Below are 13,599 nucleotides of genomic sequence, written 5' to 3'. Positions count from 1 at the left end.
TAATCTTGATGTAATATCTTGATTAATTCACCCATAGATAATAAAACCTGTTTCTTTTTACCAAAGGCTTGTACTCAAATAAGTACATGCATATTGAGTCAATCAGTAATACATAATAACGAGTTACCTACTGCACGAAATAGCAAGATAACAGCAGCATTTATGAAGCCCTGAAAAATATCCGTTGAGCATAAAAAGTGTTTTATGCTTGCCTTTTAACAGGCACAACGCATGTATTTAACCGAGACCTTAACTGAGATCTTAACCTAGACAAACAGATGATTTTACAATAATCATCCTATTGTGCTTAACGATGTTGCGCCATTTCACTTAAGTGCGGCGCATTTATAATCGTTACATTTCTCCGTTCCATTTTTACTGAGCCTTCTTGTTGTAACTGAGTCAATGTTCTGCTGACGGTTTCTGATGCTAGCCCTAGATAATTACCTATGTCATCACGAGACATACTTAATTCAAAGTTCTTATCTGAACAGCCAAGGGATTTGTAGTTATCAGCCATATCCATTAAAAATGCCGCTATCCGTGCTTTAGCTTTTTTCTTATTTAACAAAGCAATATTACGCCCCTGTTTACTCAAATTATCGGTGGCAAGCTTGATTAACCAACTTGGTACTAACTCAGCGAGTATATTTCTAAACTGTTGTAATGGAATAGCACAAACAGCTGAGGTTTGTAAGGCAATAGCCGAAGAAGCATATTGCTGTGTATCTAAACCATCAAGGCCAAGGATATCGCCTGGAATTAAAAAATTGAGAATTTGTTCATCACCATCATTATGGGTAACATAATTTTTAATTGCCCCTGATTTAATTATATAAAGTGCACTCAGCTCATCACCCGCATGATATAAGTGTTCATGAGTACTTAGTAAATATGAATTAACGGTTTTAATATAAGGCGTACTTCCTAATAACTGTGCGACAACGCAATTTTGATATCTAATACAACGTTCACATTTACTTGCTTCCGCGTATTTAAGGTGTTTCATGGCTTTCCCTAAGAGGTTTTTACGCTCATATATGTATTTCTCCCATTAATCATTATCCAAAGGAGAAAAATTAGTAATAAGGGAAAACCTGATATAAAGCTTATTAGTTAACTCTCAAGAAATATTGATGTCTTCTGATTTGCTTATACCTAAGTTAATGTATGTAAAAATAGCGTTCGCTGACCTTATTTTTAATGACAATAAGTAGATAAATCAACAAATTAATCAGCTTGAGATAAGCCTATTAAGCATGACAAGATAACGATGTTTTAAGCAGGAAATAAGCTCTGTGAACAATAGTCTTAAATAGAATTAACAACCATCACCCAATATATTCAGATCCTATATAAGATAATCAACAAAGTCATTTATTACGCGTTGATGTCATCTAAAGATGAGGTAATTGTTTTAGCTGCCTGATTCGCCCAAGCTTGATAGGCTATTTTTGATGGGTGAAATCCATCCTTGGCGATGTACCTTGGTTCAATAGGTGCATCGATATCAAAGCTAGTACATTGGCTAAAATTTTTAACAACAACAGTGAGCCGGTTATTTAACTGCTTAGAACGCTGCCCCCACCACCAACGTAAAGGTAAAGGAAAGGTGGTAAATTCTTGCATAGGTGGTAAGTTTGATAGCAGTATTTTTTTTACTGAAAATTTTGATACTAGGATATTGAGCATCACATTCATACTCTTTTCCCATCGATTTAAATGAGTGAAATGCGTTACGTCATTAACACCAATCGATACGAGTACCACATCAAACACTTGCTCTTCTTGATGTTGTAACATAACCAGTACATCTTCAGCAGTAGCCCCAGTCTTTGCAAGTAACTGCCAATTAACACTATAATAACAGCCAAGTAATGATGATAGCTGTCCGGCTAAAGCATCTTCTTGTCCATCGACCCCAACACCTAAGGCAGCTGAATCGCCAATGATGAGTAATTTCAGTTCATTACCCGCACCACATACACCTAAACGCTCCCCTGTTGGCTCTGGCAGTGATACTGTCATTTTATTGATAAAAATAGCTTGAGGTATCAATACCGGCATTAACAAAACGGTTGTTATTTGATGGAACATATTAATCACCTTCCCTGAGTTTATTTCCCTCTTTGTGTTTTTAGCTCTTTGTGTATTACTATCACTAAACGGGGAATTGAATGCTGTCACTGCTTGTGCTGCTTGTGCTGTTTGTGCTGCTAATAGATGATATTCACCATTTTATGATTAATACTTTGATTAATACTGTGAGTAACAAACTTAGATGAAAGCGAGCAATCATATCCTTGTTGCGGTAATCACTTTAAAAAAGCTTTAGCATCATAAGCGTCATCTAAGTCACTTCCATGGTGTTGATCAATCACCTTATACTCTAGCGCTTCAAGTTCCTGTAATTCTTGTCGAGTTGCATTTTTGTTGGCTTCTTTCTTGGTTAGTACCAATAAACGGTTATAATCACGTTTTTGCATAATCAGCTCTATTAATAAATAAAGATCACAGTCTGCGGCATCTACTCCAAGGATAAAATGATAAATATCAGCCGAGTTAACATATAAATGACGCAAGCCTGCCTAACCTCAAAATGATTTAATTAGTCGCAACAATCACAATAAAAATAGCTTATTGATACGATAATAAAAATGTCACCAAACCTTGTTCAAGGGACTAGCACAATAGGTATGCCGATAGAGTGAGCCAGTTTATTAGAGACACTGCCAACAATAATTTCAGAAAAACGCGAACGACCTCGTCGGCCAACAAAAAGCATATTGGCATGTTCCGTTTTGGTCTTCTCATGTAAAATTTCAGCTGGGTCTCCCCTTAGCACTTCACTGTCTAAATGAACATTTGATTTCTTATATTGATCACACAAAGACGACAGCATGTTCAAGGCGATTTTTTTTTCATCTTCATTTTTTATCATAGGCACAATACCGCCATCAACAACAAATGGTTCTGATAGGATCGGATTAATAACTTGCACCAATTTAACCTTAGCACCGGTTTTTTCAGCTAATAAAATAGCACGTTCTAGCGCTCTTTTTGCCCACTCACTGCCATCGATGCCAACAATATACATAGGTTTGTCCATACTATTACCCTCATTTATTAAGACCTGATGCCAAGCCAATAATCAATAATAAAAAGTCAAAAATCGTTATCCTGAAAAACCACTCTATTATTAACTTGCCACTTATATTTTGCTTGTATGAGTGTGATTAAATCCAGTAGCGCGATAACAATCATCCCCATTAAAATTTTCACCTTGTTGATCTACCCTTTTTTGGATAGCGCACTAAGGCTAACCTTTTTAATTGACTTTATATGGCTAGCATTTCAGTCGTATGCCGTTCTTAAAATATTCAATTAGAGGTTATCGCAATTTTCAGCACGCCATCCCTTTGATTGGCAAATAGTTCATAAGCATCTTCTATCTGATCAAGCGAATAATGATGAGTAATTAAGGCTTTGAGATCAATTCGCTCAGATTCGATCACATTCATCAATCTACGCATCCGCTCTTTTCCGCCAGGACATAAAGAGGTAATTATTTTATTGTCGCCTAGTCCGGCATGAAAAGCATCGAGGGGGATAATTAAATCCTCAGAATACACGCCAAGGCTAGATAATGTGCCTCCAGGCTTGAGTGCTCTTAGGCAGTTTTCAAAGGTTGACTGCAGCCCTAACGCCTCAATGGCCACGTCGACACCGCGCCCTTGGGTAATGCGCATAATTTCTTTAACGGGTTCTGTTTTTCGATAATCAATGACAAAATTTGCTCCTAACTGTCTGGCCATTTCCATTCGCCGTGGTACTGTTTCTACTGCAATTATGGTGGTTGCACCGCGCAACTTAGCCCCTGCGGTAGCACATAAACCGATCGGCCCTTGGGCGAATATAGCCACACTATCACCAATTTTTATGTTGCCTGATTCAGCGCCAGCAAAACCGGTAGACATAATATCTGGGCACATAAGCACTTGCTCGTCGGTGAGATTATCTGGTACCAGCGCAAGATTTGCCATCGCATCTGGAACCAATAAAAATTCAGCTTGAGCACCGTCAATGGTATTGCCAAAACGCCAACCACCAAGTGCTTTTAGGCCATGTCTACAGCTGCCACCATCTTGCGAATGAAGTCCATCAAGACAAGCGTGTGAATAGCCGCTAGGGCAAATTGCTCCCGCAATAACACGCTGACCTTCTTGATAACCAGCAACATTAGCACCTAACTTCTCTATTATCCCGACCGGCTCATGGCCTATTGTCAGGCCTCTGGCGACTGGATATTCTCCCTTCAATATATGAACGTCTGTGCCACATATTGTTGTTGTAGTTACCCTTATTAACGCATCATTAGGCCCAACATTGGGTATAGGTTTGTCATCAAGAACGATTCGACCAGGCTCAACAAAAATAGCCGCTTTCATCATCTCAGCCACAGTAATTTACTCCAAAAATTAGTCTTGAATATAAAGGCTATCATGGCTGCTGTGGGTGAGAACTGATATTTATCAGTTCGACAATAAGTGTAAGCGCGTATTCTTTAGTTGGTAATTTAGATATTGATTCAGATGATGAATGTTTAGTGCATTCAATAATTAGCATAGCTATTGGAGGGATAAGGATGTCAAACAGTTATCATACTGAACAGGTACAAACAGTCTTCGAATTACTCGAGGCAACACCGAGTGGACTATCAAAAGATGAGGTAAATAAAAGACTGACAAAATACGGACCCAACACTTTACCCGAATCAAAGGGACGTGGTTTATTAGTCCGTTTTTTATACCAAATTCATAATATTCTCATTTATGTCTTACTAGTAGCGAGTGCTGTTACCGCAATCTTGGGTCATTGGATAGATGCCAGTGTGATCCTAGCGGTTGTTTTGATTAATGCCATGATTGGCTTCGTGCAAGAGGGTAAGGCCGAGAATGCTTTGAAGGCTATTCGGAAGATGCTTTCTCCAAATGCCATGGCATTACGTGATGGCAAAAAAATAAGTGTCGCTGCACAGGCCTTAGTACCTGGTGATATCGTCATGTTGCAGTCGGGCGATAAGGTCCCCGCAGATCTACGACTATTTTATGTTAAAGGGCTTCAAATACAGGAGGCAGCGCTAACAGGAGAGTCGATAGCAGTAGAAAAAATAACAGTTCCTGTTGCACAAGAGTCGATGATAGCTGACCGTCGATGTTTAGCTTACTCAGGCACTCTCGTGACTCATGGCCAGGGCAGCGGCGTGGTTATTGCAACAGGTGCACAAACTGAGATTGGTCACATTAGTAAACTCGTATCACAAGTAGACTCACTAACAACACCATTATTACGTCAGATAGCCCAGTTTGGACGCTGGCTTACACTCGCCATTTTAGCGATTGCCATGTTTACATTCATTTTTGGTTCACTAGTAAGAAATTATTCACTCGCTGAAATGTTTCTTACCGCTGTCAGCCTTGCTGTAGCGGCAATTCCAGAAGGTTTACCTGCCATTATGACAATTACCCTGGCCATTGGTGTACAGCGTATGTCAAAACGAAATGCCATTATCCGTAGATTACCTGCCGTGGAAACTTTAGGGGCCGTGAACGTCATTTGCACTGACAAAACAGGTACCCTGACGCGCAATGAAATGACGGTTCGAATGATTGCCACGACTAGTAGTTTATTTGAACTGAGTGGCACCGGCTACGATCCTCATGGCTCAATAATGTTATCAGGTATGAATGTGTTTCCTGAAGAGAAGTCACTTCTGTTGGAGGCTATCAGGGCTGCGGTGCTATGCAATGATGCATCACTAGAACTAAAAGAGGGAGAATGGCTAGTGCATGGTGATCCCATGGAGGGGGCTTTATTAGTATCAGGTATCAAGGCTGGATTAGACCTTGAGGCAGAGACTAAGCTATATCCCCGCACAGATCTGATTCCTTTTGAATCCGAACATCGCTTTATGGCGACACTTCACCATCAACACACAGGTGATGCCTTTGTTTTCCTAAAGGGTGCCCCCGAGCGTATTTTAAAGATGTGTAGGTATCAGAAAACAGCACAAGGTGTTCAGACCTTAGACAGTGATTACTGGTTAAGCCGTATTAATGAAATGGCTCATCAAGGCCAGCGCGTATTGGCTATTGCCGTTAAGCCAGTCAATGATAAGCAGCTGGAATTAAAGTTTAGTGACGTGGATAACGGTCTCATATTGTTAGGCATGTTTGGCTTGATTGACCCGCCTCGCGAAGAAGCAATAGAAGCGATAAAAGTCTGCCATGCAGCGGGTATTCGGGTAAAAATGATTACAGGTGACCATGGTGTTACAGCCCGCGCTATCGCCCAGCAACTCAACCTGATTAATGTCGACGATGTTCTGACCGGACAGGAACTGGATCTCATGAGTGAAGATGAATTACGCCAGCGCATCCAAGACATTGATGTCTACGCACGTGTCAATCCGGAGCATAAGTTACTTTTAGTTAGGCTGTTGCAAGAGCTAGGGCTAATTGTTGCCATGACCGGAGATGGTGTGAATGATGCCCCGGCCCTGAAACGTGCTGATGTCGGCACAGCTATGGGTCATAAAGGTACAGAAGCGGCCAAAGAGGCGGCTGAAATGGTGTTGCTTGACGATAATTTTGCTTCTATCATTCATGCGGTAGAAGAAGGACGCACCGTTTATGACAATATCAAAAAATCGATTCTTTTTATTCTGCCCACCGGTGGTGGCGAAGCACTGATCATTTTGGCGGCAATTTTATTTGGTTTTCATCAGTTACCGTTAACGCCAGTACAAATTCTCTGGGTCAATATGGTGACCGCCGTTACTCTAGCATTGTCATTATCATTTGAGCCGCCCGAAAAAAATGTCATGAAACGCCCACCACGTAATTCTAAGGAACCTATGCTGACGCCCCACTTAATTTGGCGTATCAGTTTTGTTGCTGTTATTTTGATGAGTGGAACAATCGGCCTTTATATTTGGGAAATTAAACAAGGTATGAGCATTGAACATGCACGCACAGTAGCGGTGAATACCTTGGTTATGTTTGAAATATTTTATTTATTTAACTCCCGCTATTTGAAAAACAGTGTCTTTAATTGGGCGGGACTAACGGGTAATCGTTATGTATTAATCGCTATTGTTATACTGATTTTTTTACAGTTAGGTTTCACCTACCTAATACCCATGCAGTCTTTATTTGGCACAACAGACATTGACTTAACTGTATGGCTACGTATTTTTCTCGTTTCTTCTTCGGTATTGTTTTTAGTCGAGGGGGAAAAATATTTTAGGCGACGTGCAGAACGAATGACATCATGAGTCATATAACCACTGGCTAATTTTACCAACGGTTAATCGTTATATTGGTTGGAGGATAATGATAAGCATTGGCTTAAAAAATTGTTTGGTTAGCTTTTTATATTGTTGGAGCAATGCATAGCACATCAGCTTTAGTTGCTTTAGTTACTTTAGATCAGAAATTCAAACCAAAATCAGCTAATGAGTATTTGGCTTACTGCTCAGTAAATTTTTTAAAACCCTATTCATTCTTTATCTCTAAGCTGTTTAACAAGGTCTGGGAAGATAACTTTCCATGTTTCATAATATATATTCAGTTCTTCGCTATCGACACCATCAACGCCAATCAATTGATTTAGTTTAGCCATGAATGCCATACGTAAATTAGGATTCTTTTTTAGGTACATATCAACCGTTAATAAATCAGATTGTAAATCACTTTTAAGGTTTTTCACATAGTGATAAAGCACCATAATTTGTTGTTCTGACAGCTGAAACTCCTTAGCCATAATAAGTTTAAATGCTTGCTTTTCATTATTATCATCCAAACCGTCAGCACTAATCACATGATAGAGCAAAGCAGCCAATGCGATATGAAGGTTCAGTGAGTTTGGATGCTCAAATAATTGGCTTTCTTGATTTCTGGCTTCAAACCAGTGTTTAAATGATTCAAACATACTTACCTCCTATGTTGATATTTGCGCAGATCGTGGTGCTGACATTGAAATTAGATAGTCTGATATTCAAACAAAAACCACTGAACTGCTAATGGCAACACAGCCTTTTTTTATCCAAAGCAGAACCATAACCGCATCTTCGCCATGGCTATTAATAAGATTAGGGAGTTTTTCAATCAAGCCTATATCAGCACTATTAAATTCATAATACTGCGTATTTTTGGCATAGGGTTCTGCAATTAATACCACTTTATTGGTATCATAAGGGTGTTTACCCAAAGCACCAGAAAAAGCCACATGCTCATTTTTAAATGCCGTAATATTAAAAGCGAGATGATATTTAACTAATTCAGTACCTTGGGCTGCAATAATAAAATATGACATAACCGACCTTATTTAGCTGGGAGCTTAGACCTTAGCTTAGACCTGAACTTAGACCTGAGCTTAACTGTGAGCGATGCAATTATTTTAAGTGAATATTAACTCTGATTGCGCCGATAAATAATGTGATAAACAAAAGCAACAAAAACACTCCCCCCCACAAGATTACCCATAATTACCGGTACTAAATTACTAAAAAACCCAGACCAAGTTATCGCAGCAACAGCCAAGTCGGTGTTACCAAAAGTCTGCGCTAACATCGCCAAAGGAATGATGTACATATTAGCAATGCAATGTTCGAACCCTGCGGCAACAAAAGCTGAAATAGGAAAAACAATAGCCATCACTTTATCTGTAACGCTTCGTCCCGCAAAGGCCATCCAAACCGCCATACACACCAAGACATTACATAAAACGCCTTTAAAAAAAGCACTCCAAAAAGGCAAGTTACTTTTAATAAGCGCTATTTTGATATATTGCTCAGCAATAGCACCCTGGTTCATGTCAATATGACCCGACAGAAAAACTAATACGGCAAGACCTGCTGCCCCAATAAAATTAGCAAAACAAACAACAAGCCAGTTTTTTAAGATCTGGGCTGTCGATATCTTACCTTCGGCCCACGCCATCGCTAATAGGTTATTACCGGTAAATAATTCCGCGCCAGCAACAATGACTAAAATTAAACCCAGAGAAAATGCTACCCCTCCTAACACTTGGCTAATAGCAAAACCCAGGCTGGCATCTGACTTTATCAAAACAAAATAAAGTGCGCCTAAGCCAATAAATGCCCCCGCAAGCATACCCAGCATCAATAACGATAAAAATGGCAAACCTACTTTAGCAACACCTACATCATTAACACGCTGGGCAATTTCTTTGGGTGAAAAGGCATCAGAACCAAATATCTCAGACATATCAACAAACCTTGTGCGATCAAATATTAATAATTTCAAACCTAAGAATAAACCTTAGCTGTTCATAAAATATACTTATCACAGTGTTGGCTGATTTATATCAGGCAAAGCAAGCTTTTGCCGATAAGCAGGCATTTTTTAGACTCTATACTCAATGTAAATGTTGGCTTTGCCGGTGAATTTTAATCAAATTTTAATCAAACTTTAATCAAAGTAATGGGGGATTAGACGTGGCTAATAAACTGATAAATGCTATTTGTCCTTTTTGTGGCGTAGGTTGTGGTATAGCTTTATCTGTAGACGAAAAAGGTAAACTTATCGGTGTTGAGCCACAACCCTCACACCCTATTAGTCAAGGGAAACTCTGTGATAAGGGCTGGAGTACCGCTTATGCCATCACGGATAAAAACCGCTTAACACAACCACTAAAACGTATTAATCATCAATTTTTTCCTATTAGTTGGCAAGAAGCCCTTGTGAGCATTGCTGAAGAATTAACTCAGATTATTGAATATAGTGGTGCTAACAGTGTCGGTGTTATTAGTAGCGCTCGAGCGACTAATGAAGATAACTACGCCGCGCAAAAATTCGCTCGGGCGGTATTAAAAACAAACAATATCGACCATTGTGCCCGTATTTGCCATAGCCCAACCGTTGCGGGCTTAAAACAATCTTTAGGCTCTGGCGCAATGACCAATAGTGCCAAAGATATTTTCGACACTGATTTGATTATGGTCTTTGGCGCCGACCCGACAGAAAACCACAGTATTTTAGGTGGGCATATTATGCAAGCACACCTCAATGGCTGTAAATTAATCGTTATTGATCCAAGAAAAATACGCCTAGCGAAACTAGCGCCACTGCATTTACAGCTCAAGTTAGGTAGTAATATTGCGCTGATAAATGCAATGTTACATGTCATTATCAAAGAGAAATGGTATGACAAAGATTTTATTGATCAACGTTGCGAAGGTTTTGAGCACCTAGCTAAACACGTTGAGAATATTACGCCAATATCAGTTGAAGCAATAACAGGCCTTAAAGCCACAGATATTTACCAAGCCGCAAAGCAATATAGTCAAGCGAAACGGGCAATGATTTTCTATGGCATGGGCATCACCCAATACATGAGCGGTACCAATAATGTTATTTCCTTAGCTAATTTAGCGTTAATCTGTGGCCATATTGGCAAGCCGGGTACTGGGGTCAATCCACTTAGAGGACAAAATAATGTTCAAGGTGCTTGTGACATGGGCTGCTTACCTAATGTTTATCCAGGCTATCAAAATGTTGATGATGAAAAAGCGCATGAAAAGTTTAGTAACGCTTGGCATACAGAACTAGCAAAGGCCCCAGGATTAACCTCATTAGGCATGACCAAGGGCGCTTTATCGGGAGAGTTTCGCGCACTTATACTGTTTGGAGAAGACCCCGTAGTGACCGACCCAGATCAAAACCATGTAAAATCGTCACTCAAAAATTTAGACTTATTGGTTGTTGCTGAACTCACCTTAACCGAAACAGCAAAGCTCGCCGACTTTGTTTTACCCGCGGCTTCTTTTGCCGAAAAAGAAGGTACCTTTACTAATTGTGAACGCCGAGTACAGAAATTAAACCAAGTTATCGCGCCTGTTGGGCAAGCAAAAGGTGATTGGCAATGGCTACAAGCGTTGGCAAAACAAATGGGATCTGAGCAACTAAACTGGTCAAATTCACAAGACGTATTTAATGAAATGACCTCCCTAACGCCGCCATATCAAGCGATGAATTATCAAAAACTTGAGGATAATTACGGCTTACAATGGCCCTGCACTGATGACAGCCCCAAGGGTACCGCCATTTTACACAGCACAAGTTTTCCTATTGGCAAAGCAAGATTAATTGCAGTAAACCATAGTGATATCGATGAAATGCCTGATGAAAACTTTCCATTGCAGCTGACCACTAATCGGCTACATTTTCATTATGGTTGTGGCTCAATGACCCGAAACTCGCCTTTGTTAGAAAGAGAAATACCCCCTGGTATTTTATTTATTAATCCCATTGATGCCAACAAGCTTAATATCAGCCATCAAGACGCTGTCAGCGTTAAATCGCGTCGAGGTTATTTAGAGACCAGAGCGATAGTCACTAATGACGTGCCTGTTGGACTGGTCAGCATGCCTTATCATTTTAAAGAAGCGCCATCGAACCAACTGACCAATACCGCGCAAGATCCAATCACTAAAATGCCTGAGTTAAAAGCCTGTGCGGTCATGGTTGCAGCATTAGCGAAAGGGCAAATACCAAAAACAATCGAGCAATTGCAGCAGGAGCCAAAACATGAAAATTTATTTACTTGATGACTTGCAGCATTTGCAAGCACATTTAGCTCAGGATTATCAATTTCATCAGGTGGTAACAAACAACAATGGCCAATATCATTGGCAACAACTCGCCAGTGATGAAACTCAACCTCTAGTGCATGACAAACCACAAAGCTCAGCCAAAGGCTTCTTTTTTGCCGAACAAGAAAGTTTACTGGTTTTTAATGGTGAATATTTTCAAGAAACCTTGCCTACACCTAAGCCTTTTGTTTTATTTGGCGTACAAAGCTGTGATTTAACGGCTATTCATTATCAAGATAAATTTTTTAAAGACGATCGCTATTATCAGGCAAGGCGCCAGCAATGCTTATTGGTAGGACTTGATTGCATTAATCCTTGCGAGCATGGTTTTTGTCCAACGGTGAATGCAGGGCCTGGTGTAAGAGAAGAGCACGCAGATATTGTTTTACACCCGCTAGGTCATAAATGGCTAGTCATTGAACAAACGAGTAAAGCTGCAGAAGCATTACAAGCATTAGCACTGATAGAAACACACTGGCATTATTTGACCCAAAGAGACTTAACATTACATCAATGTGAACAAAAGTTTCCTGACGATAAATACATCACTGATGGTATAAAAAAGTTAAATTCAGGAACAATAACTGATGAGTTTTGGCAAACGTTAGCCATACAATGCCGGGGTTGTTCTGGTTGCACCACGCTCTGCCCAACCTGTTCTTGTTATGGCACCCGAGCGATAAAACAAGACAACAATGCGTTTAGTCAGCAGCGTTTTTGGGACTCTTGTCTTTATGAAGGTTTTCAACGAGAGGCAAGCTTTAATAATCCCTCGGCAGAAGCAGGCACAAGAGTAGAGCGTTTTTGGCAGCATAAGTTTGCTGATGAATTTTTCACCGAATTTTCTCGCCATAGCTGTGTAGGCTGTGGTCGTTGTGAACAAACCTGTCCGGGTGTTATTGGTGTACATTCAGTGATGAAGCGTATCACTAAAGAAGGTGGTCAAGAAAATGGGCCTGAGGTGACTCATGCTTAGTCATATTCCTGATTGTATTGAGTTAGTGGATTACATTGATGATGGTGAGCAGGCTCGTCATTATTTGTTTCGGCTGTTAAATTTAGCACACAGTAAAAATAAAAATCATCCACATCATTGGCAACAAGTACAACCAGGACAGTTTTTTATGCTCAATGTCCCCAGCATAGGCGAAGCCCCCTTCACCTTTACCGAACCACCCAATGAACGAGGTGAGTTTAAAGCTTTTATTCGACAAATGGGGCAAGTCACCTCAACTTTATTCTCTATGCAACGAGGTGCTATTCTTGGTGCGCGTGGCCCTTTTGGCCGTGGTTGGCCGTTGGATAAAATTGTTAATCATAATACGCTCATTATTGCCGGTGGCTGCGGATTAGCGCCTTTAGTGACTTTAATAGACAAATTAACTAACAACTCACCTGACAAACCAACTGATAAACTAGCTAATAAAGCCAAAAATAAACAGCAACTCATCTTAGTCTATGGTGCTCGTAATAAAGCCGCGCAGATGTTAACCCCAGAACGTGCGCGTTGGCAAAAGCAGATCAAGATATTTAATACGCTTGATGCCACTGATGAATATACTAGTACTAATGCCAATACCCGTGCTAATACCAGTGATAATACCCGTGCTAATAATAGTAATGAATTACGGGCAACTACTGTTCAAGGTAGCCCTTTAATGATATTACCCACAGCGCTGAGCACTTTTACTCGCCCACCCACAACGGCGCTGCTTTGTGGCCCAGAGCTGATGATGAGTAGTGCCGCCACTTATTTGACTGAGCATGGCATGACAAGTGATGCTATTTTCCTTGCGCTTGAACGACGCATGCATTGCGCCCTTGGTTTATGTGGCCATTGTTACATCAAGCATCAATATGTTTGTAAAAGTGGTCCCACCTTTAGCTGGCAGGCTTTACAGCAACTCAAAGCAGATTAATCA

At 40.3% G+C, this 13,599-nt stretch carries 12 protein-coding genes; 4 read left to right on the top strand and 8 right to left on the bottom strand.

The annotated features are described in order from the left end of the window. Positions 1–307: 307 nt before the first annotated feature. The 5 genes from H4J41_RS06930 to H4J41_RS06910 form a co-directional block, all read right to left on the bottom strand. Positions 308–1,009 carry a cyclic nucleotide-binding domain-containing protein gene (locus tag H4J41_RS06930; RefSeq protein ID WP_182136940.1) on the bottom strand — a complete coding sequence of 234 codons (702 nt, stop codon included), beginning with the start codon at positions 1,007–1,009 and terminating at the stop codon, positions 308–310. A gap of 371 nt (positions 1,010–1,380) precedes the next feature. Further along, a complete protein-coding gene (locus H4J41_RS06925) occupies positions 1,381–2,097 on the bottom strand; it encodes an SGNH/GDSL hydrolase family protein (protein ID WP_182136941.1) in 717 nt (238 codons plus the stop codon). Positions 2,098–2,315: 218 nt separating this feature from the next. After that, complete coding sequence (locus tag H4J41_RS06920; RefSeq protein WP_182136942.1) at positions 2,316–2,582, bottom strand: hypothetical protein; 267 nt, start codon at positions 2,580–2,582, stop codon at positions 2,316–2,318. Positions 2,583–2,674: 92 nt separating this feature from the next. Continuing rightward, positions 2,675–3,109 (bottom strand): universal stress protein, encoded by a 435-nt coding sequence (locus tag H4J41_RS06915; RefSeq protein WP_182136943.1) that lies wholly within the window; start codon positions 3,107–3,109, stop codon positions 2,675–2,677. 271 nt (positions 3,110–3,380) lie between these two features. Next, complete coding sequence (locus H4J41_RS06910) at positions 3,381–4,451, bottom strand: NAD(P)-dependent alcohol dehydrogenase (protein WP_182137030.1); 1,071 nt, start codon at positions 4,449–4,451, stop codon at positions 3,381–3,383. Between the two features lie 194 nt (positions 4,452–4,645). Here H4J41_RS06910 and H4J41_RS06905 point away from each other — a divergent pair, with 194 nt between their 5' ends. Then, a complete protein-coding gene (locus H4J41_RS06905) occupies positions 4,646–7,336 on the top strand; it encodes a cation-transporting P-type ATPase (RefSeq protein ID WP_182136944.1) in 2,691 nt (896 codons plus the stop codon). A gap of 224 nt (positions 7,337–7,560) precedes the next feature. Here the strand turns inward: H4J41_RS06905 and H4J41_RS06900 are convergent, their stop codons facing one another. From H4J41_RS06900 to H4J41_RS06890, 3 genes are all read right to left on the bottom strand, one after another. Further along, positions 7,561–7,992 carry a TerB family tellurite resistance protein gene (locus H4J41_RS06900; RefSeq protein ID WP_182136945.1) on the bottom strand — a complete coding sequence of 144 codons (432 nt, stop codon included), beginning with the start codon at positions 7,990–7,992 and terminating at the stop codon, positions 7,561–7,563. Between the two features lie 66 nt (positions 7,993–8,058). Next, on the bottom strand, positions 8,059–8,376 hold the full coding sequence (locus H4J41_RS06895) for a hypothetical protein (RefSeq protein ID WP_182136946.1): 318 nt from the start codon (positions 8,374–8,376) through the stop codon (positions 8,059–8,061). A gap of 95 nt (positions 8,377–8,471) precedes the next feature. Beyond that, a complete protein-coding gene (locus tag H4J41_RS06890; RefSeq protein WP_182136947.1) occupies positions 8,472–9,290 on the bottom strand; it encodes a formate/nitrite transporter family protein in 819 nt (272 codons plus the stop codon). Between the two features lie 230 nt (positions 9,291–9,520). Between H4J41_RS06890 and fdhF the strand changes: the two genes are divergently transcribed. Genes fdhF through H4J41_RS06875 form a run of 3 tightly spaced genes read left to right on the top strand, consistent with a single transcriptional unit; the run spans position 9,521 to position 13,596 of the window. Continuing rightward, entirely contained in the window at positions 9,521–11,632 is a 2,112-nt protein-coding gene (fdhF, locus tag H4J41_RS06885; RefSeq protein WP_182136948.1) for a formate dehydrogenase subunit alpha, read from the top strand. Then, positions 11,613–12,653, top strand: a complete 1,041-nt coding sequence (locus tag H4J41_RS06880) for a 4Fe-4S dicluster domain-containing protein (RefSeq protein ID WP_182136949.1) — start codon at positions 11,613–11,615, stop codon at positions 12,651–12,653. The genes fdhF and H4J41_RS06880 overlap by 20 nt, the downstream gene beginning before the upstream one ends. Then, the gene (locus H4J41_RS06875) at positions 12,646–13,596 is read left to right on the top strand and encodes an FAD-binding oxidoreductase (RefSeq protein ID WP_182136950.1); all 951 of its coding nucleotides are present in this window, start codon (positions 12,646–12,648) and stop codon (positions 13,594–13,596) included. Before H4J41_RS06880 ends, H4J41_RS06875 begins: the two co-directional genes overlap by 8 nt. The last annotated feature ends 3 nt before the right edge of the window (positions 13,597–13,599 follow it).

The organism is Colwellia sp. MB3u-45 (genome assembly GCF_014077005.1).
GTDB lineage: Bacteria > Pseudomonadota > Gammaproteobacteria > Enterobacterales > Alteromonadaceae > Cognaticolwellia.
Note: the sequence above shows the minus strand (reverse complement) of the source record. Positions and strands in the feature narration are given on the sequence as shown.

What these genes read in the sequence shown, in the direction of transcription:
- H4J41_RS06905 (WP_182136944.1), top strand. Translation starts at nt 4,646, where the DNA reads ATGTCAAACAGTTATCATACTGAACAGGTACAAACAGTCTTCGAATTA.
- H4J41_RS06895 (WP_182136946.1), bottom strand. Translation starts at nt 8,376, where the DNA reads ATGTCATATTTTATTATTGCAGCCCAAGGTACTGAATTAGTTAAATAT.
- H4J41_RS06930 (WP_182136940.1), bottom strand. Translation starts at nt 1,009, where the DNA reads ATGAAACACCTTAAATACGCGGAAGCAAGTAAATGTGAACGTTGTATT.
- H4J41_RS06880 (WP_182136949.1), top strand. Translation starts at nt 11,613, where the DNA reads ATGAAAATTTATTTACTTGATGACTTGCAGCATTTGCAAGCACATTTA.
- H4J41_RS06910 (WP_182137030.1), bottom strand. Translation starts at nt 4,451, where the DNA reads ATGATGAAAGCGGCTATTTTTGTTGAGCCTGGTCGAATCGTTCTTGAT.
- H4J41_RS06875 (WP_182136950.1), top strand. Translation starts at nt 12,646, where the DNA reads ATGCTTAGTCATATTCCTGATTGTATTGAGTTAGTGGATTACATTGAT.
- H4J41_RS06900 (WP_182136945.1), bottom strand. Translation starts at nt 7,992, where the DNA reads ATGTTTGAATCATTTAAACACTGGTTTGAAGCCAGAAATCAAGAAAGC.
- H4J41_RS06915 (WP_182136943.1), bottom strand. Translation starts at nt 3,109, where the DNA reads ATGGACAAACCTATGTATATTGTTGGCATCGATGGCAGTGAGTGGGCA.
- H4J41_RS06925 (WP_182136941.1), bottom strand. Translation starts at nt 2,097, where the DNA reads ATGTTCCATCAAATAACAACCGTTTTGTTAATGCCGGTATTGATACCT.
- H4J41_RS06890 (WP_182136947.1), bottom strand. Translation starts at nt 9,290, where the DNA reads ATGTCTGAGATATTTGGTTCTGATGCCTTTTCACCCAAAGAAATTGCC.